Here is a 24,239-nt window from a genome sequence, read left to right on the forward strand (position 1 = left end):
GTCCTTTTCCATGGCGTCCAGAAAACGGACCGCCAGGGGGCTCCCCTTTTATCGAGACCCGTCATGAACCTCTCGAAATTCTTTATCGACCGGCCGATCTTCGCCGGCGTGCTATCGGTGCTGATCTTCCTGATCGGCGCGATCGCCATGTTCAAGCTGCCGATTTCCGAGTATCCGGAAGTCGTGCCGCCGTCGGTCGTGGTGCGTGCCCAGTATCCGGGCGCCAACCCGAAGGTGATCGCCGAAACCGTCGCCTCGCCGCTGGAAGAGCAGATCAACGGCGTCGAGGACATGCTGTACATGTCCTCGCAGTCGAACAGCGACGGCCTGCTGACGCTGACCGTGACCTTCAAGCTGGGTACCGACCCGGACAAGGCCCAGCAGCTGGTGCAGAACCGCGTCTCGCAGGCCGAGCCGCGCCTGCCCGAGGACGTGCGCCGGCTCGGCATCACGACCGTCAAGAGCTCGCCCGACCTGACCATGGTGGTCCACCTGGTCTCGCCGAACGATCGCTATGACATGACCTACCTGCGCAACTACGCGGTGATCAACGTCAAGGATCGCCTGGCGCGTATCCAGGGCGTGGGCCAGGTGCAGCTGTTCGGCTCGGGCGACTATGCGATGCGCGTGTGGCTCGATCCCGAGAAGATGGCCGAGCGCCAGCTCGCCGCCAGCGACGTGGTGCGCGCGATCCGCGAGCAGAACGTGCAGGTGGCCGCCGGCGTGATCGGCGCCTCGCCGTCGCTGCCGGGCACCGACCTGCAGCTGTCCGTCAACGCGCAGGGGCGCCTGAACACCGAGGAAGAGTTCGGCGGCATCATCGTCCGCACCTCGCCGGACGGCGGCGTGACCTATCTGCGCGATGTCGCGCGCATCGAGCTGGGCGCGTCCGAATACGCGCTGCGCTCGCTGCTCGACAACAAGCCGGCGGTGGCGATTCCGATCTTCCAGGCGCCGGGATCGAACGCGATCCAGATCTCGGACGATGTGCGCAAGACCATGGAAGAGCTCAAGGAGAACTTCCCGGACGGCGTCGACTACAGCATCGTCTACGACCCGACGCAGTTCGTGCGGCACAGTATCGAGGCGGTCACGCACACGCTGTTCGAGGCGATCGCACTGGTGGTGCTGGTCGTGATCCTGTTCCTGCAGACCTGGCGCGCGTCGATCATCCCGCTGCTGGCGGTGCCGGTGTCGATCGTGGGTACGTTCGGCCTGATGTACGCGTTCGGCTTCTCGATCAACGCGCTGTCGCTGTTTGGCCTGGTGCTGGCGATCGGTATCGTGGTCGACGACGCGATCGTGGTGGTCGAGAACGTCGAGCGCAACATCGAGGAAGGACTGTCGCCGAAGGAGGCCACGTACAAGGCCATGCGCGAAGTCAGCGGGCCGATCATCGCGATCGCGCTGGTGCTGTGCGCCGTGTTCGTGCCGCTGGCCTTCATGACGGGCCTGACCGGCCAGTTCTACAAGCAGTTCGCGCTGACCATCTCGATCTCGACGATCATCTCGGCGTTCAACTCGCTGACGCTGTCGCCGGCGCTGTCCGCGCTGCTGCTGCGCAGCCATGACGCGCCGAAGGACTGGCTGGCGCGCGCGATGGATCGCGTGCTGGGCGGCTTCTTCAAGCGCTTCAACCGCTTCTTCGGCGCGAGCTCCGAGCGGTACGGGCAGGGCGTCAAGGGGCGTGGTGCGCCGCAAGGGCGCGGTGTTCGGCGTCTATGCCGTGATGCTGGCGCTGACCTGGGGCATCTTCCAGATGGTGCCGAAGGGCTTCGTGCCGGCGCAGGACAAGCAGTACCTGGTCAGCTTCGCCAAGCTGCCCGATGGCGCGACGCTCGATCGCACCGAGGACGTGATCCGCCGCATGTCGGAGATCGCGCTGAAGCATCCGGGCGTGGAGTCGGCGGTGGCGTTCCCGGGCCTGTCGATCAACGGCTTTACCAACAGTCCGAGCGCCGGCATCGTGTTCGCCACGCTCAAGCCGTTCGAGGAGCGCAAGTCGGAAGACTTGAGCGGCAATGCGATCGCGGCGCAGTTGAACCAGCAGTACGGGGCGATCCAGGACGCGTTCATCGCGGTGTTCCCGCCGCCCCCGGTGCAGGGCCTGGGCACCATCGGCGGCTTCAAGCTGATGATCGAGGACCGCGCCGCGCTCGGCTACGACGCGCTGTTCGCCGCGACCAACGCGTTCGCCACCAAGGCGCGCGCGACGCCGGAACTGGCGGGCATCTTCAGCAATTACCAGGTGAACGTGCCGCAGCTGGACGTGCAGCTGGACCGCGTCAAGGCCAAGCAGCTGGGCGTGCCGGTGACGGACGTGTTCGACACGCTGCAGACCTATCTGGGTTCGGCCTACGTCAACGACTTCAACAAGTTCGGCCGTACCTACCAGGTCAAGGTGCAGGCGGATGCCAGCTACCGTCAGCATGCCGAGGACATCCTGCAGCTGAAGACGCGCAACGCCGCCGGCGAGATGGTGCCGCTGTCGTCGATGGTGCAGGTCAAGCAGGGCTTCGGTCCGGACAGCGTGGTGCGCTACAACGGCTTTACCGCCGCGGACATGAACGGCGGACCGGCGCCCGGCTTCTCCTCGGGCCAGGCGCAGGCCGCGGCCGAGCGCATTGCCGCGGAGACGCTGCCGAAGGGCATCAAGTTCGAATGGACCGAGCTGACCTATCAGGACATCCTGGCCGGCAATGCGGGCGTGTGGATCTTCCCGCTGTGCGTGCTGCTGGTATTCCTGGTGCTGGCCGCGCAGTACGAGAGCCTGACGCTGCCGCTGGCGGTGATCCTGATCGTGCCGCTGTCGCTGCTGGCCGCGCTGACCGGGGTTTGGCTGTCGGGCGGGGATAACAACATCTTCACGCAGATCGGCTTCATCGTGCTGGTCGGCTTGTCGGCGAAGAACGCGATCCTGATCGTGGAGTTCGCCCGCGAGCTGGAGCATCAGGGCCGCACCATCGTGCAGGCCGCGATCGAGGCGAGCCGCCTGCGTCTGCGCCCGATCCTGATGACCTCGTTCGCTTTCATCATGGGCGTGGTGCCGCTGGTGGTGTCGACCGGCGCCGGCGCGGAGATGCGCCAGGCGATGGGCGTGGCGGTGTTCGCCGGCATGCTGGGCGTGACGTTCTTCGGCCTGTTCCTGACGCCGGTGTTCTACGTGGCGCTGCGCAAGCTGGCCACGCGCGGCAAGGCGCGGCCCGAGCCGGCGCCGGAGCCGAAGCCCGACAACACCGTGGCACTGGCTGAACCGCAACATTGAGTCGCAGTGAAGGTGTGCTCGCTCCCCCGGGCAGGGAGCACACCGAACGAGCCAAAGAACGAGAATCAAGGAACAACGACATGACAGCAAACCTGCAATCGTGGATGCCGCGGCTGGCCACGCTGGCCGCCGCGCTGGTGCTGGCAGGCTGCTCGCTGGCGCCGACCTACAAGGTGCCGGAAACCGCGACCGCCCCGGCCTTCAAGGAGGCCGAGGCCGCGCAGGCCGAAGGCGCCCAGTGGAAGGTGGCGACGCCGGCCGAGGGCGTCGAACGCGGCCAATGGTGGAAGGTGTTCGGCGACGCCGAACTCGATCGGCTGATCGACGCGGCCAACAGCAATAACCAGGACCTCGCGGCGGCGGCCGCGCGCGTCAAGCAGGCGCGTGCCTTCACCGGCGTGGCCGAAGCCGACCTGTATCCGCAACTGAGCGTCGGCCTCGATCCGACGCGCAGCCAGCCGTCCGCGGCATCGCTCGGCCTGCCCGACGGCACGCCGGTGTCGCCGCGCACTGTGCTGCGCGCCCGTGCGATCGCCAGCTACGAAGTGGATCTGTTCGGCCGCGTGGCCGACAGCGTTCGCGCCGCGCGCGCCGAGGGCGAAGCGGCGGAAGACCTGTTCCGCTCGGTGCAGCTGACGCTGCAGGCCGACGTCGCGCAGGCCTACTTCGTGCTGCGTACGCTCGATGCCGAGCGGCAACTGCTGCGTGCGACGATCGCGCTGCGCGAGGACGCGGTGCGCCTGCTCAAGCGCCGTTTCGATGCCGGCGAGACCACCGATCTCGATCCCGCACGTGCCGAGGCCGAGCTTGGCACCGCGCGTGCCGATCTGGCCGATATCGAGCGCCGTCGCGCCAACCAGGAGCATGCGCTGGCGGTGCTGACCGGCGTGCCGCCTTCGCAGTTCGCGCTGGCCGAACGTCCCTTCGACGCCGCGCCGGTCGCGATTCCGGCCGGGTTGCCGTCGGACCTGCTCGAGCGCCGGCCCGACATCGCGCAGGCCGAGCGCCTGATGGCCGCGGCCAACGCGCGCATCGGCGTGGCGAAGTCGGCCTTCTTCCCGCGCATTTCGTTGACCGGCGTGTTCGGCTTCGAGTCCAGCGAGCTGTCCAATCTGTTCCGCTGGTCCTCGCGTGCGTGGCTGCTCGGCCCGCTGATCGGCTCGACCATCGCGGCACCGATCATCGATGGTGGACGCAACCGCGCCAATCTGGCGGCGGCGCGCGCCCAGCATGAGGAAGCGGTCGCGGCCTACCGGCAGACGGTGCTGGTGGCGTTCCGCGAGGTCGAGGATGGGCTGGCCGATGTCCGCTGGCTGTCGCAGCAGGCCAGCGCGCTCGACAGCGCGCTCGCCGGGGCGCGCCGCGCGCAACGGATCTCGCGCAGCCGCTACGATGCCGGCGCGGTCGACTATCTGACCGTGATCGATGCGGACCGGACCGTGCTGCAATCGCAGCGCGCGGCCAATCAGGTGGCCGGCCTGCGCGCCGCCGCTACCGTGGCGCTGGTGCGCAGCCTGGGCGGCGGCTGGGGGCCGGTGCAGGCGTCGAACGACGCCGCGGCACGGTGATCGCGGTCAGGGTGATCGCGGTCAGGTTGATCGTGGCGAGGCAATAAAGCAACACGCCCGCTGTCTGCTGTGCGCAGGCAGCGGGCGTGCCGCAACAGGGGAGAGGCCGGCGTGACCGGCCTCTTTTTTTGCATCAAAGCATCATGCCGCCCGAGGCTTCGACCCGCTGGGCGTTGATCCAGCCGGTGCCCGGCGCGAACAACGCCGCCACCACGGCGCCGATATCGTCCGGCTTGCCGGGCCGACCCAACGCGGTCACGGAGGAAACGAAGGCATTGACCTGCGCGTTGTCGCGCACGGCGCCGCCGCTGAAGTCGGTCTCGATGGCGCCGGGCGCCAGCGTGTTGACACTGATGCCGCGCGCGCCCAACTCCTTCGCCAGATAGCGCGTCAGCACTTCGACGCCCCCCTTCATCGTCGCGTAGGCCGAGTAGCCCGGCAGCGCGAAGCGGGCGAGGCCGGTCGACACATTGAGGATGCGTCCGCCGTCGGCGATCAGCCCCAGCAGGGCCTGCGTCAGGAAGAACGGCGCCTTCAGATGGACGCGCATCAGTTCGTCGAACTGTTCTTCGGTGGTATCGGCAAAGGCGGCATGCAGGCCGATGCCGGCGTTGTTCAGCAGGAAATCGAAGCGGCTGCGGCCCCAGCCGGCCAGCACCGACTTGACCTGGGCCGCGAAGTCCGCGAACGAGCGGCTGTCGGCCACGTCCAGTTGCAGCGCGGCGGCGCGCCGGCCGAGGCGCTCGATCTCGGCGATGGCGCTTTCGGCCTCGGCGCGCTGGCCCCGGTAGGTCAGGATCACGTCGGTGCCCTGGCGGGCCAGATGGATCGCGGCATTGCGGCCCAGGCCGCGGCTACCGCCGGTGATCACGGCGATGGGGGAGGTTGTGGTCATGAAGTGGACTCCGGATAAGGGGTTTCGGGTTTCGCGTTGCGGATCGCGGTAGGGCCGCGTGAATTCACTTTATTGATCCATCCATGGCGCATAAACTGGCGTGGTGCGATAGCTCTGTTTTCTTCTGATAAACAATCGTTCGGACGACCGGCCCCATGGACTCCCTCGACACACTGCGCATCGTTCTGCGCGTCGCCGAACTCGGCGGCTTCGCCCGGGCCGCGGACAGCCTCGACCTGTCGAAGGCCGCCGTTTCGATCGCGGTGCAACGGCTGGAGGCGAGCCTCGGCACGCAACTGTTCCATCGCACCACGCGCCGGGTCCAGCTGACCGCCGACGGGCAGGCGTTCTACGAGCGGGCCCGCGATCTGCTCGACGACATGGACGAGCTGCATGGGATGTTCCAGCGCGACGGCGGGGCGCTGAAGGGCCGGCTGCGCGTCGACATGCCGGCCGGCATGGCGTCGATGTTCGTGATTCCGCGGCTGCCGGAATTCCTCGACAGGCATCCGGAGCTCTCCATCGAGATCAGCGGCACCGACCGTCGTGTCGATGTCGTGCGCGAAGGCTTCGATTGCGTGATGCGTATCGGCACGCTGGAGGACAGCAGCCTGGTGGCGCGGCCGTTGGGCGTGGTGCGGCTGATCAACTGCGCCAGTCCCGGCTATCTGCGTCGCCATGGCACGCCCCGCACCATCGAGGATCTTCGCCATCATCGGCTGGTGCACTACGCCAGCACGCTGGGGCAGCGCCCGCTCGGCTTCGAGTACCCGGATGGCGACGGCCATGCGGCGATGCCGATGGCGGGTGCCGTCACCGTCAACAACGGCGCCGCGTACGAGGCAGCCGCGGTCGCGGGCCTGGGCATCATCCAGGTACCGGCCACGGCGATGCAGGCAAGGCTCGCCGCGGGCGAGCTGGTCGAGATCCTGCCGGACTTCGCCCCGCCGCCGATGCCGATCGCGCTGCTGTATGCGCAGCGGCGCAATCTGCCGCGGCGCGTGCGCGTGTTCATGGACTGGATCGCGCAGATCCTGGCACCTCATCTCGAACCGCTGCCGTGACGCTCGTGCGGTGACGCTGATGCGGTGCCTTGCCTGGGTGGCGATGGGATGACGCCCAAGGCCGCCGTAGCATGAATTGCCCACGCTGCTGCGGTACAGTCGAGCCCATGAGCAAGCCCCGTCCCATCGAGCCCGCCCACGACCATGGCGATGCCGCGCTGCGGCAGCGCGCCGCGCGCCGCAGCACGCTGGTCAGCGTGGCGGCCAACCTGGTGCTGACCGTCGCGCAGGCCGTCACCGGCATCGTCGCCGGCTCGCAGGCGCTGCTGGCCGATGCCGTCCATTCGCTGTCGGACATGCTGTCCGATTTCATCGTGCTGTTCGCGGGCATGCACAGCGGCAAGGGGCCCGACGAAGACCACCAGTACGGGCACCAACGCTTCGAGAACGCGGCTTCGCTGGCGCTTGGCTTGCTGCTGCTCGCCGTCGGCGTCGGCATGCTGTGGTCGGCGGCCGGCAAGGTCGATCCCGCAGGCGATACGCCGCCGGTCGGCATGGTCGCGCTGTGGGTGGCGCTCGGCACGCTGGTGCTGAAGGAATCGCTGTTTCGCTATCTGCTGTCCGTCGCGCAGCGCGTGCGCTCGAGCATGCTGGCTGCCAATGCATGGCATTCGCGCTCGGATGCCGCGTCGTCGCTGGTGGTCGCGCTCGGCATCGGCGGCAACCTGCTCGGCTATCGCTGGCTCGATCCCGTCGCCGCGATGGTGGTCGGCCTGATGATCGTTCGCATGGGCTGGCGCTTCGGCTGGAACGCGATGCAGGACCTGATGGACCGCGGCGCCGACGCGCACACCGTCGAGGCGATCCGGCATAGCCTCTTGTCGACGCCGGGCGTGCTCGGCGTGCACGACCTGCGCACGCGCAAGATGGGCGACTTGATCCTCGTCGACGTGCACCTGGAGATGGAAGCGATGCTGACCGTCGAGCAGGGCCACGCGATCGCAATGGAGGCGCGCCGGCGCGCGATGGAAAACCGCGACGTGCTCGACGTGATGACCCACATGGACCCGGTGCGCCGCGGCGGCGCCACCGTCGACCGCACGGCCGGCTAGCGCTTGCGCAGCGGCGCGAGCAGATGCGACAGGCCGTTGTGGTCGAGCTCCTGCATCAACGCCAGCAACCGCCCGATCTCACCCGGCGGAAACCCTTCGCGCGCAAACCAGTTCAGGTAATTGCCCGGCAGATCGGCGATCAGCCGGCCCTTGTATTTGCCGAACGGCATGGTGCGGGTAACGAGGAGTTGCAGGTCTTCGGGTTGCATGGTGGCGGAAGCGGTTCGGCCGGTTGTGGGCGCTTGCCGAACTGTTCGGGTTGGTCGGCGAGAACTACAATCGTAGCCGAGATGCAATCCAGGCAACCGTCCACCTCCTCGTTGGCAACGCAGCAGGCTCTCCTTGTCGCCTTGCTGAGCGCGCTCGATCGTTGCAACGCCGCCATCGATGCCGCCTTCGTATTCGGCTCGCTGGCGCGCGGCGCGGCCTCCCCAGCGAGCGATGTCGATGTCTTCATCGTCGGCGACATCGATTTCAGAGAAGTCGTACGGCTTTTCTATCCGGTCGAAGGTACGCTCGGCCGTGATGTCAATCCCGTGGTATTGACAGCGCGAGCATGGCGGACCCGGGTTCTCGAGCATGACCCCTTTCTTTCCGACGTGCTGACCAAGCCGAAGCTGTTCCTGATCGGAAGTGAGCATGTCCTTGCAGAACTTGGTGGGGGATCAGCCTCGACGTCGTCGTCCCGGATCGGCGGCACATTCAGCGACTCCTGGCTGCGATCCGGCGAAATCTCGCTGATGCCCATATCGACGCTCTGAGCAACGAGAACCGCTTCGATGTCGCTTACAAGGCCATCATGCAGTTGTCCATGCTGGTGTTGCATGCCTGCGGATACCGCACGCTGACGAGCCGCGCAGGACATCACCGTACGGCTATCCAGGCCTTGCAGGTAGCCATGGGCCTGCCCGTCGAACGACTGATCGTGCTGGACACCTTGCGCAAGCAGCGCAATGCCACGGATTACTCGGGAGACACGTTGCCGCCCGGACTGGTGGTCGATTGCATCGAGGCCGGCACAGCGCTGCTCGGTGATGTCCTGCGTTGGCTGCAGGCCGAAAAGGCAGAGCTGCTCGCCTAGGCCGGCAAGGCCGGTGGCGAACGGGCGCTCCTGTCAACCCGCCTCGACCCCTGCCGCACACGCAGGCAACGACGGCCGTGCCCGCTCCAGCCGCACGCTCCAGGCCGCGACCGCCAGTGCCGACAGCGGGGCGAGCGCGGCGACCCAGGGCAGGGCGGTCAGGCCCGGGCCGTGGTCGATCACCACGCCGCCGAGCCAGGCGCCCAGCGCATTGCCGAGGTTGAAGGCGGCGATATTGAAGCTCGACGCCAGGTTCTGGCCCGGTCCGCGCGCGTGCCGCAGCACGCGCAGTTGCAGCGGCGACACAGTGGCGAAGGCGGCGATGCCGAGGATGCCGACGAAGGCGACCACCGCGACCTGGTGGTGGATGGCGAAGGTCATCAGCGCCAGCACGGACGCCAGCGACAGCAGCGTGGCGAGCACCGCGGCGACCGGACGGCGGTCCGCCAGCCGGCCCCCGAGCAGATTGCCGACGATCATGCCGGCGCCGAACAGCAGCAGGATCGGCGACACCGCCGCCTCGCCATAGCCGGCCACCTTGGTCAGCAGCGGCTGCACGTAGGTGATCACCGCAAAGATGCCGATGGCCTGCAGGATCGTCATGGCCAGGCCCAGCATCACCTGCGGCCGCACCATGGTCGCCAGCTCGTCCTTCAACGAGGCCGGCGCGCTGTGGTCGCGGCTGGCCTTGACCAGCATGCCGATCACGACGAGCGATGCCAGCCCGATCAGCGTCATCGCCCAGAAGGTCGAGCGCCAGCCCAGATGCAGGCCGAGCCAGGCGCCCGCGGGCATGCCGAGCAGGGTGGCCAGCGTCAGGCCGGAGAACATCACCGAGATCGCCGAGGCACGGCGGTCTTCCGGCACCAGGCCTGTCGCCACCACGGCGCCGACACCGAAGAAGGTGCCATGCGTGAGCGAGGTGATCACGCGCGCGATCATCAGCGTGGTGTAGTCGGGCGCCAGCGCGCAGGCCGCGTTGCCGACGGTGTAGATCACCATCAGCGCCAGCAGCACGGCCTTGCGCGGCATGCGGCGCGTCAGCAGCGTCAGGATCGGGGCGCCGGCGGCGACGCCGAACGCGTAGCCGGACACCAGCATGCCTGCCGAGGCGATCGACACGTGCAGGTCGGCGCTGACCTGCAGCAGCAGCCCCATGATCACGAATTCGGCGCAGCCGATGCCGAAGGAACCGGCCGTCAGCGCGTAGAGCGCCAGCGGCATGCCTGCGCGCGCGGGCTTGGTAGTGGGCTTGCTAGTGGGATTGTTGGTGGACGGGGTAGTGGCAGTAGGCGGGGCGGCCATGACAACTCTCCTATTGGAAGGCCCGCAGTTTGCCTGTCCGCATCTTTTTGAAAAACCGGCGGTATCATGAATCAGTTTCAATATTCGATTGATAGTCATGGACCGTATCGGCGATATCGCGCTGTTCCTGCGGGTGCTGGACCTCGGCTCGATCAGCGCCGCCGCGCGCAGTCTCGACCTGTCGGTGGCAGTGGCCAGCCAGCGCCTGAAGCGTCTGGAGCAGGACCTGGGCGTACGCCTGCTGCACCGGACCACGCGCCGGCTGCATGCCACGCCCGAGGGCGCGGCGCTGGCCGAGCAGGGCCGCGGGCTGGTCGAGGAACTGGAGGCCCTCGGCAGCTCGTTGCGCCGGGCCGGTGGCGAGGTCACCGGTACGCTGCGTGTGACCACGGCATCGTCGTTCGGCCGCCAGTATCTGTCGCCGCTGCTGCCCGAATTCATGGCGCGGCATCCGCAACTTCGGCTGAACATCCATCTGGACGACCGCGTGGTGGATCTGGTCAGTGCCGGCTTCGATCTGGCGGTGCGCATCGGCGCGCTTGACGATTCGACGCTGGTCGCGCGCAAGCTCGCCAACAATCGGCGGTTGCTGTGCGCGTCCCCTGACTATCTGCGCCGGCATGGCACGCCGCGCACGCCGGAAGAGCTGGCCCAACACGAATGCCTGGTGCTGGTAGGCAGCCAGGGCAGGCAGGACCTGTGGCGGCTGGAAGACCGTGACGGCCGAGAGATTGCTGTGCGGGTGCGGGGCCGGATCGAGGCCAATACCGGCGAATTGCTGTCGGACGCGGCGCTGGGCGGTCTCGGCATCGCGCTGCATTCGTACTGGCATGTCTGCCCGATGCTGCGTGCCGGCCGTCTGGTGCAGGTGCTGTCGGACTACCAGATCCCGGACACGGGCATCTATGCGGTGATGCCGCAGCGACGCCTGGTGCCGCCGCGCGTGCGTGCGCTGGTCGATTTCCTGGCCGAGCGCTTCGGCGACATCCCACCGTGGGAACGCGACAGCGGACTCAGATGACAGCGCGCGCGGCGCCGATCCGCTCGGTCACGAAACGCACACGCGCAGCCACGTCGACGCGCGGCAGCTCGATCAGCGTATAGCCGCAATCGCGATAGGCCTGTGCCACCGCGTGGCAGGTCCGTTCGGCCTCGTCCAGGCTCTGCTTGCGCTCGGCGTCCTGCCGGTAGATTTCCGGCCAGGGCGGTGCGATGAAGACCTGCTGGCGATAGCGGAACGTCGCCGCGGCACGCAGCAGATGGTCGGGCACCGGCAGTTCGCACAGCCGCAGATAGCCGATCACGTCCGGCACGCCGCGGTCGAACAGCACCGGGCCGGAATGCCGCTGGGCCAGTCGATAGGAACGCAGTTCCCAGCCGAGCATCGCCTCGGCGAAGGCCTTTCGGTCGCGCCATGGCAGCGCCGGGCCGTCGATCGCGACCTGGTCCTGGATGATGCCGCGACCGGCTTCTTCCGAGCGGGCATAGCCTTGCCGCTCCAGCGCATCGATCAGCGTGCTCTTGCCCGAGCCCGGGCCGCCGGTGAAGACAATCAGGCGGTCGATATGGCCGGCGACGCCGGCCGCGGCATGGTGTTGGGTCTCGTTGAAGCTTGGTGCCGACATGGGCTCCTTCCTGGATGATTGGAATTTCGGGGCGCTGCGAATGGCGAAACATGGACGGCCGGGCGCGTGCCGGCTTACTTCGACGTCGCGATGCGCGCCGTCAGCAGCGGATAGGGATTGATCGCGCCGGTCGTCGTATAGATGCCGTAGTGCAGATGCGGCGGTGTGCCGCGCGCGTTGCCGGTATTGCCGACATAACCGAGCACGGTGCCCGGCATGACACGATCGCCGGGCGCGATCTCGCCATAGCGATCGAGGTGGGCATAGTAGTGCATCTGCCGGCCCGGTCCCATGACCCAGACCACCTGGCCACCGAGATTGTTGGTGCCGACGCGCGAGACGATGCCTTCGGTGGCCGACACGACTTCGCGTCCGCGCGGCGCGAAGATGTCGATGCCCTGATGCTGCCGTCCGCCGGAGCGCGCGGCGTTCCAGGTATCGCGCAGGGCGTTGGCCGATACGCCCGCAACCGGCACCGGCAGGGTCTTCGGCGCCGGCATCGCGGCGAGGCGCATGCCGTAGAACATGCGGTCCAGCACCGGCTGGACGCGCGGCCAGGCCCACCAGGCCGCCGCCGCGAAGGCCGCGACCCACAACCACCCCGAACGCCTGCGCAGGATCGACACGGGGATCAGCCTGCGGTGGTGTTGGCCGATCCGCGCGGACTCAGGCTGTTGCTCTGCTGGTCGCGATCGACACGCCGGCCTGCAGTGTCAGCGTGACCGGCGTCTTGCCGGCGATCTCCAGCAAGCGTTCCCATTGCTCGTCGCTCAGCGCCGTCGACGCATGCAGCGTGCGTTCGATGCGCGTATCGCCGTCGCGGTTCTTCAGCAAGGTCAGCTCGACGCGAAGATCGCCGAGGTCCCAGCCCTTGCGGTCCGCATACATGCGCAGCGTGATCGCGGTGCAGGCACCGAGCCCGGTCAGCACATAGTCGTACGGAGCCGGCCCGGCATCCTGCCCGCCCGCCTTGGCGGGTTCGTCGGACACCAGCTGATGCTTGCCGGTGGTGATCTCGTGCCGGTAGTTCGGTCCGGCGGCGCGGACACTGGCGTGGGAAACCGGGGTCATGACGGGCGGCTCCTTGCAGGGAAGGGAAGGGAAGGCGAGGCGAGGAAAAGATGGGACGGTACCGGCAATGCTGACTGCCGAGGCCGGTGCCGGAGCGGCTCACACTATCACTTAAGCGCTTGCGCGTACAGCCGGCCCCGGCGCCGGGGTGCCTCGATGCCTCGCCGATTCCTCGATCGTTCCTCGGTCGATTCCTCGTTCAATTCGTCGTCAACACCCGCACCGGTCCGCGCCGCTCCAGCATGTCCACGACGACATGCCGGCCCGAGCGCCGCAGCGCGACGTCGGCCGAGCCGCCGCCGACCGCGAGATTGCGGAAGACCACCTCGTCGAGGAAGGCCGGCAGCGCCGGCTCGTCGAAGGTGATATGCACGCGCTCGGTGTCGAAGCCGAGTCCGAGGCTGGCCTGCAGCATGTACAGGGGTGCGGCCGCGGCCCAGGCCTGCGGGGTGCAGGCAACCGGATAGAAGGTCGGGCCTTGCGTGCCCTGGCGCGGGAAGCCGCAGAACAGCTCGGGCAGCCGGCGCAGGTCGATATAGGTGGACGCGGCGAACAGGCCCTCGAAAATCCGCGCTGCCTCGCGATGGAAGCCGTAGCGCGCCATGCCGCCCGCGATCAGCGCATTGTCGTGCGGCCAGACCGAGCCGTTGTGATAGCTCATCGGGTTGTAGCGCGCCTCGGTCGACGCCACGGTCCGCACGCCCCAGCCGCAGAACGACGTTCCCGACATCAGCGTGCGTACCACCGCGCTCGCGCGCTCAGGCAGCGCGATGCCGGTCAGCAGCGCATGGCCGGCGTTCGATGTGCGCACGCGGCACGGACGCTTGTCGCCATCGAGCGCCAGCACATAGGTGCCGAGCGCCTCGTCGAAGAACTCCGCATCGAAGGCCGCGCGCAGCGCCTCGGCGCGCGCGGCGCATTGGGTGGCGCGCTCGGTCATGCCCAGCTGCGCGGCGATATCGGCGGCGGCCTGCCAGGCGCCGTAGACGTAGGCCTGCACCTCCGCCAGCGCGATCGGGCCCTTGGCCAGCGTGCCGTCGGCATGGAAGACCGAGTCCTGGCTGTCCTTCCAGCCCTGATTGACCAGCCCTTCGGTGGTGCGCCTGCCGTACTCGACGAAGCCGTCGCCATCGCGATCGCCATAGCGCTCGATCCATTGCAGCGCGGCCTCGAGGCTCGGCCACAGCCGCTGCAGCGTGCCCAGGTCTCCGGTGCGGTGCAGATAGGCGCCGGCCAGCATCACGAACAGCGGCGTCGAGTCGATGCTGCCGTAGTAGCGGCGGAACGGCACCTCGCCCAGCTCGGCCATCTCGCCGTGCCGGACCTCGTGCAGGATCTTGCCGGGCTCGGCGTCGGCGGCCGCATCGTTCTCGGTGGCCTGATTGGCCGCCAGATAGCCGAGCACGCCGCGCGCAATATTGGGGTCCAGCCACAGCGTCTCCAGCGCGGTGATCAGCGCATCGCGGCCGAACACGGTGCTGAACCACGGGATGCCGGCGTAAGGGTAGGGTCCCTCCGGCGTATCGGTGATCAGCATGTACAGGTCCGACACGCTGCGCCGGACGGCCTCGTTGAAGATCTCGTTGGAGGTCACGATCGAGGCCGCGCGCGAAGCCGAGTTGCGCAGCGCGCGCCGGGCGTCGCGCAGCGCGCTGAAGAAGGCGCAGCGCGTCTGCTGCGGAATCTCGCCGATGCCGCAGCGGATCTCGACGAACAGCAGGCGGGCCTCCTTCGGCTGGATATCCAGCGTGAAGCGCGCGCAATTGCCGGTCAGCCGGGTCGGCGCCGGATCGAACAGCAGCGCGGTGTGCCGGCTCTGCTGGTCGAGCCCGGTATAGCTGAGGATGACCCGATTGTTGCTGATGCGGGGCGGATGATGTTCGCCGCGGCGCTCGCGTTTCGAGCCCCGGACCTCGAACAGGTCGGCGAAGTCCGCGGCGAACGCGAGCTCGAGTTGGATGCGGCGCGGCTTCTCGTCGAAGTTGCGGATGACCAGCCGCTCGTAGCAGGTCGCATTCCACAGGAAGCGCGAGCGGCGCAGATGCAGCAGATCGTGTTCGATCTTCAATTGGCCATCGCCGTCGAACAGATCGGGATTGGTCAGGTCGCAGGTCAGCGTCGCGTTGTCGTCGCGCAGCGTCGAGGACAGCAGCATCGGCCGCGCGCCGTCGATCGACAGGAACAGGTGCGACAGGTGGCGGGTGTCCCGATGGAATACGCCCTCGGGACTGCCGGGGCCGGACAGCGCGTCGCCATTGTGGTCGAACACCGCGAAGGTGTCGCCATGCTTGAGCGTGCGCGGCCTTCGCTCCTGCAGCGACGCGGCGGCCGGGATGAAGAACTGGGCGAGCTGGGTACCGCCGGGCCCGGTGGGCGCCGGCGCGTGGGAGGCGGCAACAGTGCTGGCGGTTGGCATCGTCGCGATCCTTTGCGGTTCAGGCGAGAGCGCGCAGGCCGACGCGGTCGCTGCCGGCCGCGCCGCCCACCGTTGCCCCCATGGCACGGCGCAGCAGCGCACCGGCGCTGAGATCGGCCAGGCTGCGATAGATCTCGACATACTGCTGCGCCATTCGTTCCACCGTGAAGCGCTGTTCGAAGGTGGCGCGGATCGTGCTGCGGTCGAGTTCGTCGATGCGTCCCACCGCCTGCGCCGCCTGCTCGATGTCGTCGACGATAAAGCCGGTCACCCCCTCGTCGATGACTTCGGGCACCGAGCCGCAGCGGTAGGCGATCACCGGCGTGCCGCAGGCCATCGCCTCGATCATCACCAGGCCGAAGGGCTCCGGCCAGTCGATCGGGAACAGCAGCGCACGCGCGTTGCCGAGGAATTCGGCTTTCTGATGCTCGTTGATTTCGCCGATGAACTTTACCTTTGGATGCGCGGCGATCATCGGCGCGATGACTTCGTCCCAATAGGCCTGGTCGGCCTTGTCGATCTTGGCGGCGATCTTCAGCGGCATGCCGGTGCGCGCGGCGATCTCGATGGCGCGATCGGGCCGTTTTTCGGGCGAGATGCGGCCGAGGAAGGCCAGATAGCCGCCCTTCGGCTCGGCGGTGTAGGGCAGCAGATCACACGGCAGGCCATGGTGCACCGTGCCGACCCAGTTGACGGGCGGCATCGGGCGGCGCTGGTCGTCGGAGATCGACACCAGCGGAAATTCGGGGAAGGCGCGATAGAACGGCACCAGATCGGGCAGATCGAGCCGGCCATGCAGCGTGGTGACGGTGCGCTCGGCGATGTCGCGGACCAGCGGGAAATGCAGCAGGTCGATGTGGAAGTGCAGAACGTCGAAGTCGTCGGCGCGCCGGCGGACCTCGTCCAGCATCATGATGTGATAGGGGGATCGGGTCTTTCACCCTGGGATCGAGCCGTAGCGCGATGTCCGAGCCGCGTACCAGCCGGGCGGCGGTCCTGGAGTCGCCGCTGGCGAACAGGGTCACGTCATGACCCTGGCGGACAAGCTCTTCGGTCAGATAGGACACGATGCGCTCGGTGCCCCCGTAGAGCTTGGGCGGGCAACGCTCGGCAAGCGGGGCGATCTGGGCAATCTTCATCAGCAAACCTCCTCTTCAAGCGAAGTTGACTGTCCGGAAGCCGCACGGCCGCGATGGCCGATGCGGCGTGGGTGCCGTTCCAGAGAAGACGGGCCGACGCCAAATTAAGGGCGGCTGTGTGACCTTCAAGAGCCGCCCGGCAAAAATTTTTTCGGGCGGCGCGCAGCGGCGCCGCCCTCCTCAGCTAGTTATATGCGATGCCGAAGCGGTGTGAAGGGCGGGCCGCATGTGGCCCTTGCCCGGCCGGTGGTCCGACGGCCTCAGCGCTCGCCGTCGCCCTCGCCGAGGCCATGCCGCGCATGCCATTGCGCCAGCGATTCGTCGGGCCACTGGCGGCAATGGACATGCCCCTTGCCGCGCGGCACGTCGACCCAGGGCGCGGCATAGTCCAGCGCCGCCTCGACGACCTCCGGCGGGCGCGGCAGCGGGGTGTCGATCGCCGACGCATGGGGATGGACCAGTTCCGGCCAGCGCGGGTCCCACAGCCACAGCGGGCTGCCGCATTGCAGGCAGAAATGCCGCGATGCCGGCGAGCGGGTCGCGCGCTTGCCGGGCTCGCGCATCACGGCGTGATAGATGCCCAGATGCTTGCGGCCGCGTACGCGCAGCGTGTTGGCATCGGCGCCGAGATTGATCGCATAGCCGCCCGAGCCCGCGGTCTTGCGGCAGATCGAGCAATGGCAATGCATGAAGGGGTAATACGAAGAGGACTCGACGCTGAAACGCACCGCGCCGCAATGACAGGAGCCTTCCAGATGCATGGCGACCTCATCTTCCAGGAGTGGTGGATCGAGGTTCTTATTGTGGAAGTTCGCCCGCGGAATACCAATCGGAATACCAATTGGAATACCAAGCCAATACCGGTCCGCTGGCAGGGCAGCAGCGAAGATGCCCCGCCAAAACAAAAAAACCCGCCGATCTTGCGATTGGCGGGTTTTCTGCTTGTTGCTGGCGGAGTGGACGGGACTCGAACCCGCGACCCCCGGCGTGACAGGCCGGTATTCTAACCGACTGAACTACCACTCCTTGTCGGCTTGCCTGCTGGCGCCGCCGCACTGCTTGGCATGGTTGCCGGCATTGCAGCGATCGGTCCAGTCGGCATCCGGATGCATGGCATCCGGTCAAGCTGGCGTCCCCTAGGGGATTCGAACCCCTGTACTCACCGTGAAAGGGTGATGTCCTAGGCCTCTAGACGAAGGGGACTGGAACCGTTTCGCATTGACGCTGTGTTTTGCGTCGCGAGGGGCGCAAGTATAACGCCGTTTTTTTAGCGTGTGAAGTCTCTTCGCTGCAGTTTGCGAATCGGCGGGTTCGACAGATGCCTATGGCATCATTCCGGCACGACAACATGAGGATGGACATGCTTCAGGACACGCACAGCAAGCTGATCGGATATTTGCTCTGGATCTTCGGTTTTACCGGCTCGCATCGTTTCTACTACGGCAAACCGGTGACTGGCACGATCTGGTTCCTGACGCTCGGCCTGCTGGGCATCGGCTGGCTGATCGATCTGTTTCTGATTCCCGGCATGGACCGGGATGCCGATCGCCGCTTTACCTCGGGCCGCGTCGATTTCAATATCGCCTGGATTCTGCTGACCTTCCTCGGCATCTTCGGTGTGCATCGGATGTATATGGGCAAATGGCTGACCGGCCTGCTGTATCTGGTGACCGGCGGCTTCTTCCTGATCGGCGTGCTGTACGACTTCTGGACGCTCAATGACCAGGTGTCCGACAAGAACCGCGTGTTCTCCTGAGCTTCTCCTGAGCGGCGGACCGCGTCCCATGCGCACGGAGCGCTGAACCATGGCAGGCAGGCAAGGCGCGCTCGGGCTGAAAGGCATTGCGCTGCTGGAGGCGACCAAGGGCGCGCTGGTGGTGCTGGCCGGCATCGGCCTGGCGGCGCTGCTGCATCGCGACGCGCAGGCGCTGGCCGAGGCCATCGTCGCGCGGCTGCACCTGAATCCCGGCAGCCGCTATCCGACGATCTTCCTGTCGCTGGCCGCGCATCCCGACGATCCGCGCCTGTGGGCCATCGGCGCGTCGGCCGCGCTCTATGCGGCGATGCGATTCGCCGAGGCGTACGGCCTGTGGCACGAACGCGCCTGGGCCCAATGGCTGGGCGTCTGGTCCGGTGCGATCTATATTCCGGTGGAACTTTACGAAGCGGCGCGGCATCCGACCTGGATACACATCGGCGTGGCCGTCGCCAACGTGGCGATCGTCGCCTATCTGGCCGCAAGCCTGGCCCGCCGACGCGGCACGCCGCGATGACCGGCGCCTGATGCAGGCACGGCCCGTGCATCGGGGGAGGACAGGGGGGATCGCCAGGGGACAAGCGGAACGAGGGGACGAGAGGGCCCAGGGGGGACTCTCGAAGACCGACCACGCGAGGAGCCAGACATGCCTGAATCGAACGATCCGACCCGATCATCGGCCGATCCATCCGCACGGCCGCGGCATTTCTCGATGATCCGCGAACTGGCGCTGGCCGACGTCTTTACGCTGGCCAATGCGGCCTGCGGCATGGCGTCGGTATTCTTCGCGATGTTCTACATCGACAGCCAGTCGCTGCGGCACTTCCTGATCGCGGCGGCCTTCGCGCCCGCCGCCTTCTTCTTCGACGTGATCGACGGCCGCGTCGCGCGCTGGCGCCATGCGCATTCGGCGCTGGGCCGCGAGCTCGATTCGCTGGCCGACATCATCTCCTTCGGCGTCGGTCCCGCGACGCTGGCCTTCGCCGCCGGCATGCGCGGCGGCTGGGATCTGCTGGCGCTGATCTATTTCGTCTGCTGCGGTGTCAGCCGGCTCGCGCGCTTCAACGTCACGGCCGAATCGCTGTCCGGGGCCAGCGGCAAGGTGTCCTATTTCGAGGGCACGCCGATCCCGACCAGCGTGGTGCTGACCGGCGTGCTGGCGCTGTGCGCCTGGCAGGGCCGCATCGGCGATGCGCTGGTCGGCGGTGCCTGGACGCTGGGTCCGGCGGTGCTGCATCCGCTCGTGCTGCTGTTCGTGCTGTCGGGCTCGCTGATGATCAGCAAGACGCTGCGGATCCCGAAGTTCTGACGGCGTGATCGTCCGCGGCGATCGTCCGCGGCGATCGCCTGCGGCGACTGAATGCGGCGACCGAATGCGGCCACCGAATGCGGCGACCGAATGCGGCCACCGAATGCGGCCACCGAATGCGACGACCGAATGCGGCCACCGAATGCGACGACCGGATTCGGCGATCGCCTATCGCAGCGACAGCCAGACGGTCTTCGGTTCGGTGAAGTTCTGCAGCGCCGCGTCGCCGTGTTCCCGGCCCAGCCCCGAATCGCCGGCACCGCCCCAGGGCAGCCGGACATCGGTATAGCCGTAGGTGTTGATCCATACCGTGCCCGCCTTCAATTCGCCGGCGACGCGGTGCACGCGCCCGATGTCCGCGCTCCAGACGCCGGCCGCCAGGCTGAACGCGGTACCGTTGGCGATGCGGATCGCATCGGCCTCGTCATCGAAGGGAATCACGGCGGCCACCGGGCCGAAGATCTCCTCCTGCGAGATGCGCATCTCGTGCGCGACGTTGGCGAACACCGTGGGCGCGACGAAGTAGCCGCGCTCACCGACCCGCATGCCGCCCGCGACCGCGGACGCGCCTTCCTGCTTGCCGATCTCGATATAGTCCAGCACCGTCTTCAGCTGCGCCTTCGACACCAGCGGTCCCATCGTCGTCTCGGGCGAGGCCGGGTCGCCGACGCGGATCGCGTTGGCACGTGCCGCGAGCCGCTCGACCACCTCGTCGTAGATGGCGCGTTGCGCGAGGATGCGCGATCCGGCGGAGCAGACCTGGCCGGCGTTGAAGAAAATGCCCGATGCCGCGGCCCGTACCGCCGCGTCGAGATCCGCGTCCGCAAAGATCAGGTTGGCCGATTTGCCGCCGAGCTCGAGCGTGACGCGCTTGAAGTTGCCCGCCGCGCCCTGCATGATGCCGCGGCCCACGCCCGGCGAGCCGGTGAAGGTCACCTTGTCGATGCCGGGATGGCCGACCAGCGCATCGCCGACCACGCTGCCCTTGCCGGTGACGATATTGAGCACGCCGGGCGGCAGGCCGGCTTCGAGCGCCAGCTCGCCGACGCGCAGCGCCGACAGCGGCGTGATTTCCGCGGGTTTGACGATCACGGTGCAGCCGCATGCCAGCGCCGGTGCGATCTTCCACATGCCGATCATCAGCGGGAAATTCCACGGCACGATCGCGGCCACCACGCCGACCGGCTCGCGCACGGTATAGGTCAGCGCGTCGGGGCGCGCCGGTATCACGTCGCCGTGGATCTTGTCGGCCCAGCCCGCGTAGTAGCGCACGGTGTCGATCACCGCCGGCAGGTCCTGCCGGCGTACCGCGGCCAGCGGCTTGCCGGCGTCGAGGCTCTCCAGCGCGACCAGCTCGTCCCGATGCGCCTCGAGCAGGTCGGCGAAACGCTGCAGGATGCGGCCCCGTTCGGCGGCGCGCATGCGGCTCCAGCCCTTCAGTGCGCGGCGCGCGGTCTGCACCGCGAGGTCGACCTCGGCCGGGCCGCCCTGCGCGACCAGCGCGATCGGTGTCTCGGTGGCGGGATCGATATCGGTCGAATAGGTGCCGGACATCGGCGCGATACGTTCGGCGCCGATCAGCAGGTCGTGGCGCGGTAGCGAGGACGAATTGGGCCAGATCGGTGAATTCGGGGGAGGGCAGCGAACGCGTTGGCGGCAGAGGCGACGGCATGATGGCTCCTCGCGGGATCGACCCGGTGCAGTGTCGATTCAGTGTCCGCAAGGCTTGGACCAAAGTCCAATTAATAGATCGGATTGATTTATCCGAAAAAGTTATGGCGCCGACGCGTCCGGTTTGCCGGGTCTATCTGGCTGCTCGGTTTCGCCCGGTTCGTCAGGTCCGCCCGCTCCCTCGCCGGGGCGCACCGTGCGTACTTGGGCCGCGAGCGGCGGGACCAGCTCCACGATCGCCGCATGCAGTTCCGCGGCGACCACGGGCTTGTGCAGCAGCACGGTGCCGCTCGCATGTACGCTGCGCAGCCGGTCCGCCGCGGTATCGCCGGTGATGACGATCGCCGGTACCGCTTCTCCCAGCTGCTTGCGCAGCGCCGCCATCGCCTGCAGGCCGTCCCGGTTTCCGCGCAGCCGGTAGTCCGCCACGATCAGGTTGGGCCGGAACGCCGGCAGGCAGGCCAGCGCGTCGCGCTCGGACTCCGCCGCCCGGCAGTCGCATTGCCAGCCCGACAGCAGCTCCGTCATCGCCAGCCGGATATGCGGATCGTCGTCGATGACGAGGGCCCGCACGCCGGGCAGCGGTTCCAGCTGCGCCGGAACATCGCTCGGCAGCCGATGTACCAGCGTCTCCATGCCGGCCGGCGGCAGCCAGGCCCAAGGCAGCGCCATGCGGAACACCGAGCCGCGCCGCGGTGCCGAGGCCAGCGTGATGTCGGTGGACATCGTGCGCGCGAGGCCGCTGGCGATCGACAGCCCGAGTCCCAGCCCCTTGCGCTGATCGCGCTCGGGATTGCCGAGCTGATGGAACTCCTGGAAGATCGCCGCGTGCTGCGACGCCGGAATGCCGATCCCCGTGTCCCATACCTCGAGCACCGCCTGTTCGCCGCGCCGGCGGCAGCCCACCAGCACGCCGCCGCGCTCGGTATAGCGGATCGCATTGGCGATCAGATTGCGCAGCACCAGTTCGACCAGCGCGGGATCGGCGAACACCGCGCAGGTCGTCTCGCGCGTCCGGTAGACCAGGCCGCGGGCTTCCGCCAGCGGCGCGAACTCGTTCTCGAGCCGGTAGAGCAGCGGCTGCAGGCGAAACGCCATCGGCCGGGCCTGTACCACGCCGGCTTCGAGCTTGGAAAAGTCCAGCAGCGTGTTCAGCATCTCGCGCGCGGCATCGGAGGCGGCCTCGACATGCGTCAGCAGCTCGCGCTGCTTGCCGTCGAGCGCGGTGCGTCCGAGCGAGACCAGGAACAGGCCCAGCGCATGCAGCGGCTGGCGCAGATCGTGGCTGGCCGAGGCGAGGAACACCGATTTCGCGCGGCTCGCCTGCTCGGCCGCTCGCTGGGCCGACTCGGCGCGCGCGGTCTGCTCGCGCAGCTGGCCGATCAGCTCGACATTCTCGAAGCGCAGCGCGATCGAATGCCGCGCCACGCGGGCGTAGTTGCGCGCGAACACGATCAGCACGATCAGGTAGAGCGGTGTCGCCAGGAACATCGGCAGATAGTCGGGATCGCCGGTGGCCAGGAAGCTGATCCATACCGGCAGGATCGCCGGTACGAAAAAGCCGACGGCGACCGGCAGGCAGGCCGAGAACACCGCGAGCGCCGCCGCGCTCATTCCCGCGATCAGCGACAGCACCGAAATGACGATCGGCGGCTCGCGGACGTCGAGATAGAGCAGCGCGATCACTCCCCACAGCGAGCCGATGCAGGTCAGCAGCATCGTCATCCAGCGCGCGTAGTAGGGCGCCACGGCCTCGGTGGTGCGTTCCGGCATTCGCTGCCGGCCGACCAGGCCGTAGGCGCAGGCCAGCGTCATCGCGATGGCCCACGGCAGGGCAAGGGGCCGATCGCCGGACAGCACCAGGCCGGCGGTGAGAAACCACGCCGCCAGCGCGCAGCCGATCATCGCGACGCTGAAGCTCTGGTCCAGCAGATCCATCTGGGCTGCCAGCAGCCGTCCCTCGTCGAAGCGCGGCAGCAAGGGCAGCCGCCTGCGGCCGCGGGCGCGCTTCACCGGGCGGCCTGGATCAGGCCACGCCGCTGCGCCTCGATGATGGCCTCGACGCGGCTGACCACGCCAAGGTGATCGAGGATGGCGGCGACATGCACCCGCACCGTGTTCTCCGACAGGCCGAGATGGTGCGCGATGATCTTGTTGGAACGGCCCAGCGCCAGCTGGCCCAGCACCTCGAGCTGGCGCGGTGTCAGCTGGCTGGGCCGGTAGCGCGCCGCATCCGTGGCGGACGGGTCCGGCGCGATGGCGTCATCGGCATGGCAGAAGTAGCTGCCGCCCTGCAGGCAGCGGGCGATCGCCTTCTCGATGCGCGTGGCGTCCGCCGATTTGGGCAGGAAGCCGGCCACGTCCTTCAGCACGTCGGGGGGGGAATCGCGTCGCGCCCCGAGGTACCCGAGACGATCAGGATGCGCGCCGCGGGGAAATACCGGCGCAGCACCCGCACGCCCTCGATGCCGTTCAGGCCGGGCAACTGGATATCGAGCAGGATGATATCGACCGCGGTCCCGGCATGGTCCTGCACCGCCTCCATCACCGTGCCGGCCTCGACGATCGCGGACACGCTGGCGCTGTCGGCCAGCAGCAGCCGCAGCCCGGTGCGGAACAGCGTATGGTCGTCGATCAGCAGCAGGCGGGCATCGGGCATGGCGGTCGATATGGGGCCGGTCATCGGCGTGGCGGGCCGCGATAACCCTGCGGTCCGGGCACGGCATGGCAGGGCGCGATGCGCGCGGATTGCGGCCGGCCGCCCTTGCCAGTGGTGGATTGGAATCGATTCCCGCCTGCTTGTCCATGCCCGCCGATCGGGCGCGACCTAGTCCGGATGGATTATTGGCGTGGCGAGCGCGTGATGCGAGGATGCGTCCTGAGCGGAACCGCGACTCGCTCATACCACTTTGGAATACCCGCACCTCCCGGCTGCGGGTATTTTTTTGCCCGGCGTCGTTCATCGATATGGCCGCCATGCATGACGATCATTGACGGCCATGATGGCACCGGCCATGCGTGC

General features: G+C 67.8%; 20 protein-coding genes, 2 tRNA genes and 3 pseudogenes. 10 read left to right on the forward strand and 15 right to left on the reverse strand.

Features of this window, described 5'->3' with window-relative positions; genetic code table 11:
- Positions 1–63: 63 nt before the first annotated feature.
- Both OJJOAM_RS19835 and OJJOAM_RS19840 read left to right on the forward strand, forming a co-directional pair.
- Positions 64–3,265 (forward strand): annotated as a pseudogene (locus tag OJJOAM_RS19835) (efflux RND transporter permease subunit).
- 80 nt (positions 3,266–3,345) lie between these two features.
- A complete protein-coding gene (locus OJJOAM_RS19840) occupies positions 3,346–4,833 on the forward strand; it encodes an efflux transporter outer membrane subunit (protein ID WP_422650842.1) in 1,488 nt (495 codons plus the stop codon).
- A 133-nt stretch (positions 4,834–4,966) separates the two neighbouring features.
- Here the strand turns inward: OJJOAM_RS19840 and OJJOAM_RS19845 are convergent, their stop codons facing one another.
- Complete coding sequence (locus OJJOAM_RS19845) at positions 4,967–5,728, reverse strand: SDR family NAD(P)-dependent oxidoreductase (RefSeq protein WP_422650843.1); 762 nt, start codon at positions 5,726–5,728, stop codon at positions 4,967–4,969.
- A 155-nt stretch (positions 5,729–5,883) separates the two neighbouring features.
- Between OJJOAM_RS19845 and OJJOAM_RS19850 the strand changes: the two genes are divergently transcribed.
- Both OJJOAM_RS19850 and OJJOAM_RS19855 read left to right on the forward strand, forming a co-directional pair.
- Positions 5,884–6,792, forward strand: a complete 909-nt coding sequence (locus OJJOAM_RS19850; RefSeq protein ID WP_422650844.1) for a LysR family transcriptional regulator — start codon at positions 5,884–5,886, stop codon at positions 6,790–6,792.
- Positions 6,793–6,899: 107 nt separating this feature from the next.
- Positions 6,900–7,844, forward strand: coding sequence for a cation diffusion facilitator family transporter (locus OJJOAM_RS19855; protein ID WP_422650845.1), 945 nt, complete (start codon positions 6,900–6,902; stop codon positions 7,842–7,844).
- On the opposite strand, the gene OJJOAM_RS19860 is transcribed toward OJJOAM_RS19855, so the two are convergent.
- Complete coding sequence (locus OJJOAM_RS19860) at positions 7,841–8,053, reverse strand: DUF3820 family protein (protein WP_006576618.1); 213 nt, start codon at positions 8,051–8,053, stop codon at positions 7,841–7,843. The two genes, OJJOAM_RS19855 and OJJOAM_RS19860, sit on opposite strands and share 4 nt — an antisense overlap.
- A gap of 81 nt (positions 8,054–8,134) precedes the next feature.
- Between OJJOAM_RS19860 and OJJOAM_RS19865 the strand changes: the two genes are divergently transcribed.
- Together OJJOAM_RS19865 and OJJOAM_RS19870 are read left to right on the forward strand one after the other, a co-directional pair.
- Positions 8,135–8,605 carry a nucleotidyltransferase domain-containing protein gene (locus OJJOAM_RS19865; protein WP_422650846.1) on the forward strand — a complete coding sequence of 157 codons (471 nt, stop codon included), beginning with the start codon at positions 8,135–8,137 and terminating at the stop codon, positions 8,603–8,605.
- A 38-nt stretch (positions 8,606–8,643) separates the two neighbouring features.
- Positions 8,644–8,925 carry a hypothetical protein gene (locus OJJOAM_RS19870; RefSeq protein ID WP_422650847.1) on the forward strand — a complete coding sequence of 94 codons (282 nt, stop codon included), beginning with the start codon at positions 8,644–8,646 and terminating at the stop codon, positions 8,923–8,925.
- A gap of 33 nt (positions 8,926–8,958) precedes the next feature.
- Here the strand turns inward: OJJOAM_RS19870 and OJJOAM_RS19875 are convergent, their stop codons facing one another.
- Positions 8,959–10,149 carry an MFS transporter gene (locus tag OJJOAM_RS19875; protein WP_422650979.1) on the reverse strand — a complete coding sequence of 397 codons (1,191 nt, stop codon included), beginning with the start codon at positions 10,147–10,149 and terminating at the stop codon, positions 8,959–8,961.
- A 178-nt stretch (positions 10,150–10,327) separates the two neighbouring features.
- Between OJJOAM_RS19875 and OJJOAM_RS19880 the strand changes: the two genes are divergently transcribed.
- Positions 10,328–11,251: a LysR family transcriptional regulator gene (locus tag OJJOAM_RS19880; RefSeq protein ID WP_422650848.1), complete on the forward strand. Its 924-nt coding sequence runs from the start codon at positions 10,328–10,330 to the stop codon at positions 11,249–11,251.
- Here the strand turns inward: OJJOAM_RS19880 and OJJOAM_RS19885 are convergent.
- The 9 genes and pseudogenes from OJJOAM_RS19885 to OJJOAM_RS19925 all read right to left on the reverse strand — a co-directional run bounded on the left by OJJOAM_RS19885 (position 11,244) and on the right by OJJOAM_RS19925 (position 17,684).
- A complete protein-coding gene (locus OJJOAM_RS19885) occupies positions 11,244–11,855 on the reverse strand; it encodes an AAA family ATPase (RefSeq protein WP_422650849.1) in 612 nt (203 codons plus the stop codon). The two genes, OJJOAM_RS19880 and OJJOAM_RS19885, sit on opposite strands and share 8 nt — an antisense overlap.
- 74 nt (positions 11,856–11,929) lie before the next feature.
- Positions 11,930–12,451: a M23 family metallopeptidase gene (locus tag OJJOAM_RS19890; protein ID WP_422650980.1), complete on the reverse strand. Its 522-nt coding sequence runs from the start codon at positions 12,449–12,451 to the stop codon at positions 11,930–11,932.
- A gap of 70 nt (positions 12,452–12,521) precedes the next feature.
- The gene (locus tag OJJOAM_RS19895) at positions 12,522–12,926 is read right to left on the reverse strand and encodes an OsmC family protein (protein ID WP_422650850.1); all 405 of its coding nucleotides are present in this window, start codon (positions 12,924–12,926) and stop codon (positions 12,522–12,524) included.
- A 199-nt stretch (positions 12,927–13,125) separates the two neighbouring features.
- Positions 13,126–15,342: a glycogen debranching N-terminal domain-containing protein gene (locus OJJOAM_RS19900; protein ID WP_422650851.1), complete on the reverse strand. Its 2,217-nt coding sequence runs from the start codon at positions 15,340–15,342 to the stop codon at positions 13,126–13,128.
- A gap of 19 nt (positions 15,343–15,361) precedes the next feature.
- Entirely contained in the window at positions 15,362–16,255 is an 894-nt protein-coding gene (locus OJJOAM_RS19905; protein ID WP_422650852.1) for a glycosyltransferase family 4 protein, read from the reverse strand.
- A pseudogene (locus OJJOAM_RS19910) lies at positions 16,245–16,481 on the reverse strand (glycosyltransferase); the annotation flags it as partial. The gene OJJOAM_RS19905 and the pseudogene OJJOAM_RS19910, both read right to left, overlap by 11 nt.
- A 260-nt stretch (positions 16,482–16,741) precedes the next feature.
- Complete coding sequence (locus tag OJJOAM_RS19915; protein WP_422650853.1) at positions 16,742–17,242, reverse strand: GFA family protein; 501 nt, start codon at positions 17,240–17,242, stop codon at positions 16,742–16,744.
- Between the two features lie 188 nt (positions 17,243–17,430).
- Positions 17,431–17,507, reverse strand: a tRNA-Asp gene (locus tag OJJOAM_RS19920).
- 101 nt (positions 17,508–17,608) lie between these two features.
- A tRNA-Glu gene (locus OJJOAM_RS19925) sits at positions 17,609–17,684 on the reverse strand.
- A 157-nt stretch (positions 17,685–17,841) separates the two neighbouring features.
- Between OJJOAM_RS19925 and OJJOAM_RS19930 the strand changes: the two genes are divergently transcribed.
- The 3 genes from OJJOAM_RS19930 (at position 17,842) to OJJOAM_RS19940 (ending at position 19,546) form a co-directional block, all read left to right on the forward strand.
- The gene (locus tag OJJOAM_RS19930; protein WP_223129660.1) at positions 17,842–18,237 is read left to right on the forward strand and encodes an NINE protein; all 396 of its coding nucleotides are present in this window, start codon (positions 17,842–17,844) and stop codon (positions 18,235–18,237) included.
- Positions 18,238–18,286: 49 nt separating this feature from the next.
- On the forward strand, positions 18,287–18,754 hold the full coding sequence (locus OJJOAM_RS19935; RefSeq protein WP_422650854.1) for a DUF2127 domain-containing protein: 468 nt from the start codon (positions 18,287–18,289) through the stop codon (positions 18,752–18,754).
- A 195-nt stretch (positions 18,755–18,949) separates the two neighbouring features.
- Positions 18,950–19,546 (forward strand): CDP-alcohol phosphatidyltransferase family protein, encoded by a 597-nt coding sequence (locus tag OJJOAM_RS19940; protein ID WP_422650981.1) that lies wholly within the window; start codon positions 18,950–18,952, stop codon positions 19,544–19,546.
- Between the two features lie 168 nt (positions 19,547–19,714).
- Here OJJOAM_RS19940 and OJJOAM_RS19945 read toward each other — a convergent pair whose 3' ends face one another.
- The 3 genes and pseudogenes from OJJOAM_RS19945 to OJJOAM_RS19955 all read right to left on the reverse strand — a co-directional run bounded on the left by OJJOAM_RS19945 (position 19,715) and on the right by OJJOAM_RS19955 (position 23,876).
- Complete coding sequence (locus tag OJJOAM_RS19945; RefSeq protein ID WP_422650855.1) at positions 19,715–21,100, reverse strand: aldehyde dehydrogenase family protein; 1,386 nt, start codon at positions 21,098–21,100, stop codon at positions 19,715–19,717.
- 219 nt (positions 21,101–21,319) lie between these two features.
- The gene (locus OJJOAM_RS19950) at positions 21,320–23,155 is read right to left on the reverse strand and encodes a hybrid sensor histidine kinase/response regulator (protein WP_422650982.1); all 1,836 of its coding nucleotides are present in this window, start codon (positions 23,153–23,155) and stop codon (positions 21,320–21,322) included.
- 71 nt (positions 23,156–23,226) lie between these two features.
- Positions 23,227–23,876: pseudogene (locus OJJOAM_RS19955) on the reverse strand (response regulator).
- Between the last annotated feature and the right edge of the window lie 363 nt (positions 23,877–24,239).

Source organism: Cupriavidus sp. H18C1 (assembly GCF_049311595.1).
GTDB classification, from domain to species: Bacteria; Pseudomonadota; Gammaproteobacteria; order Burkholderiales; family Burkholderiaceae; genus Cupriavidus; species Cupriavidus cauae.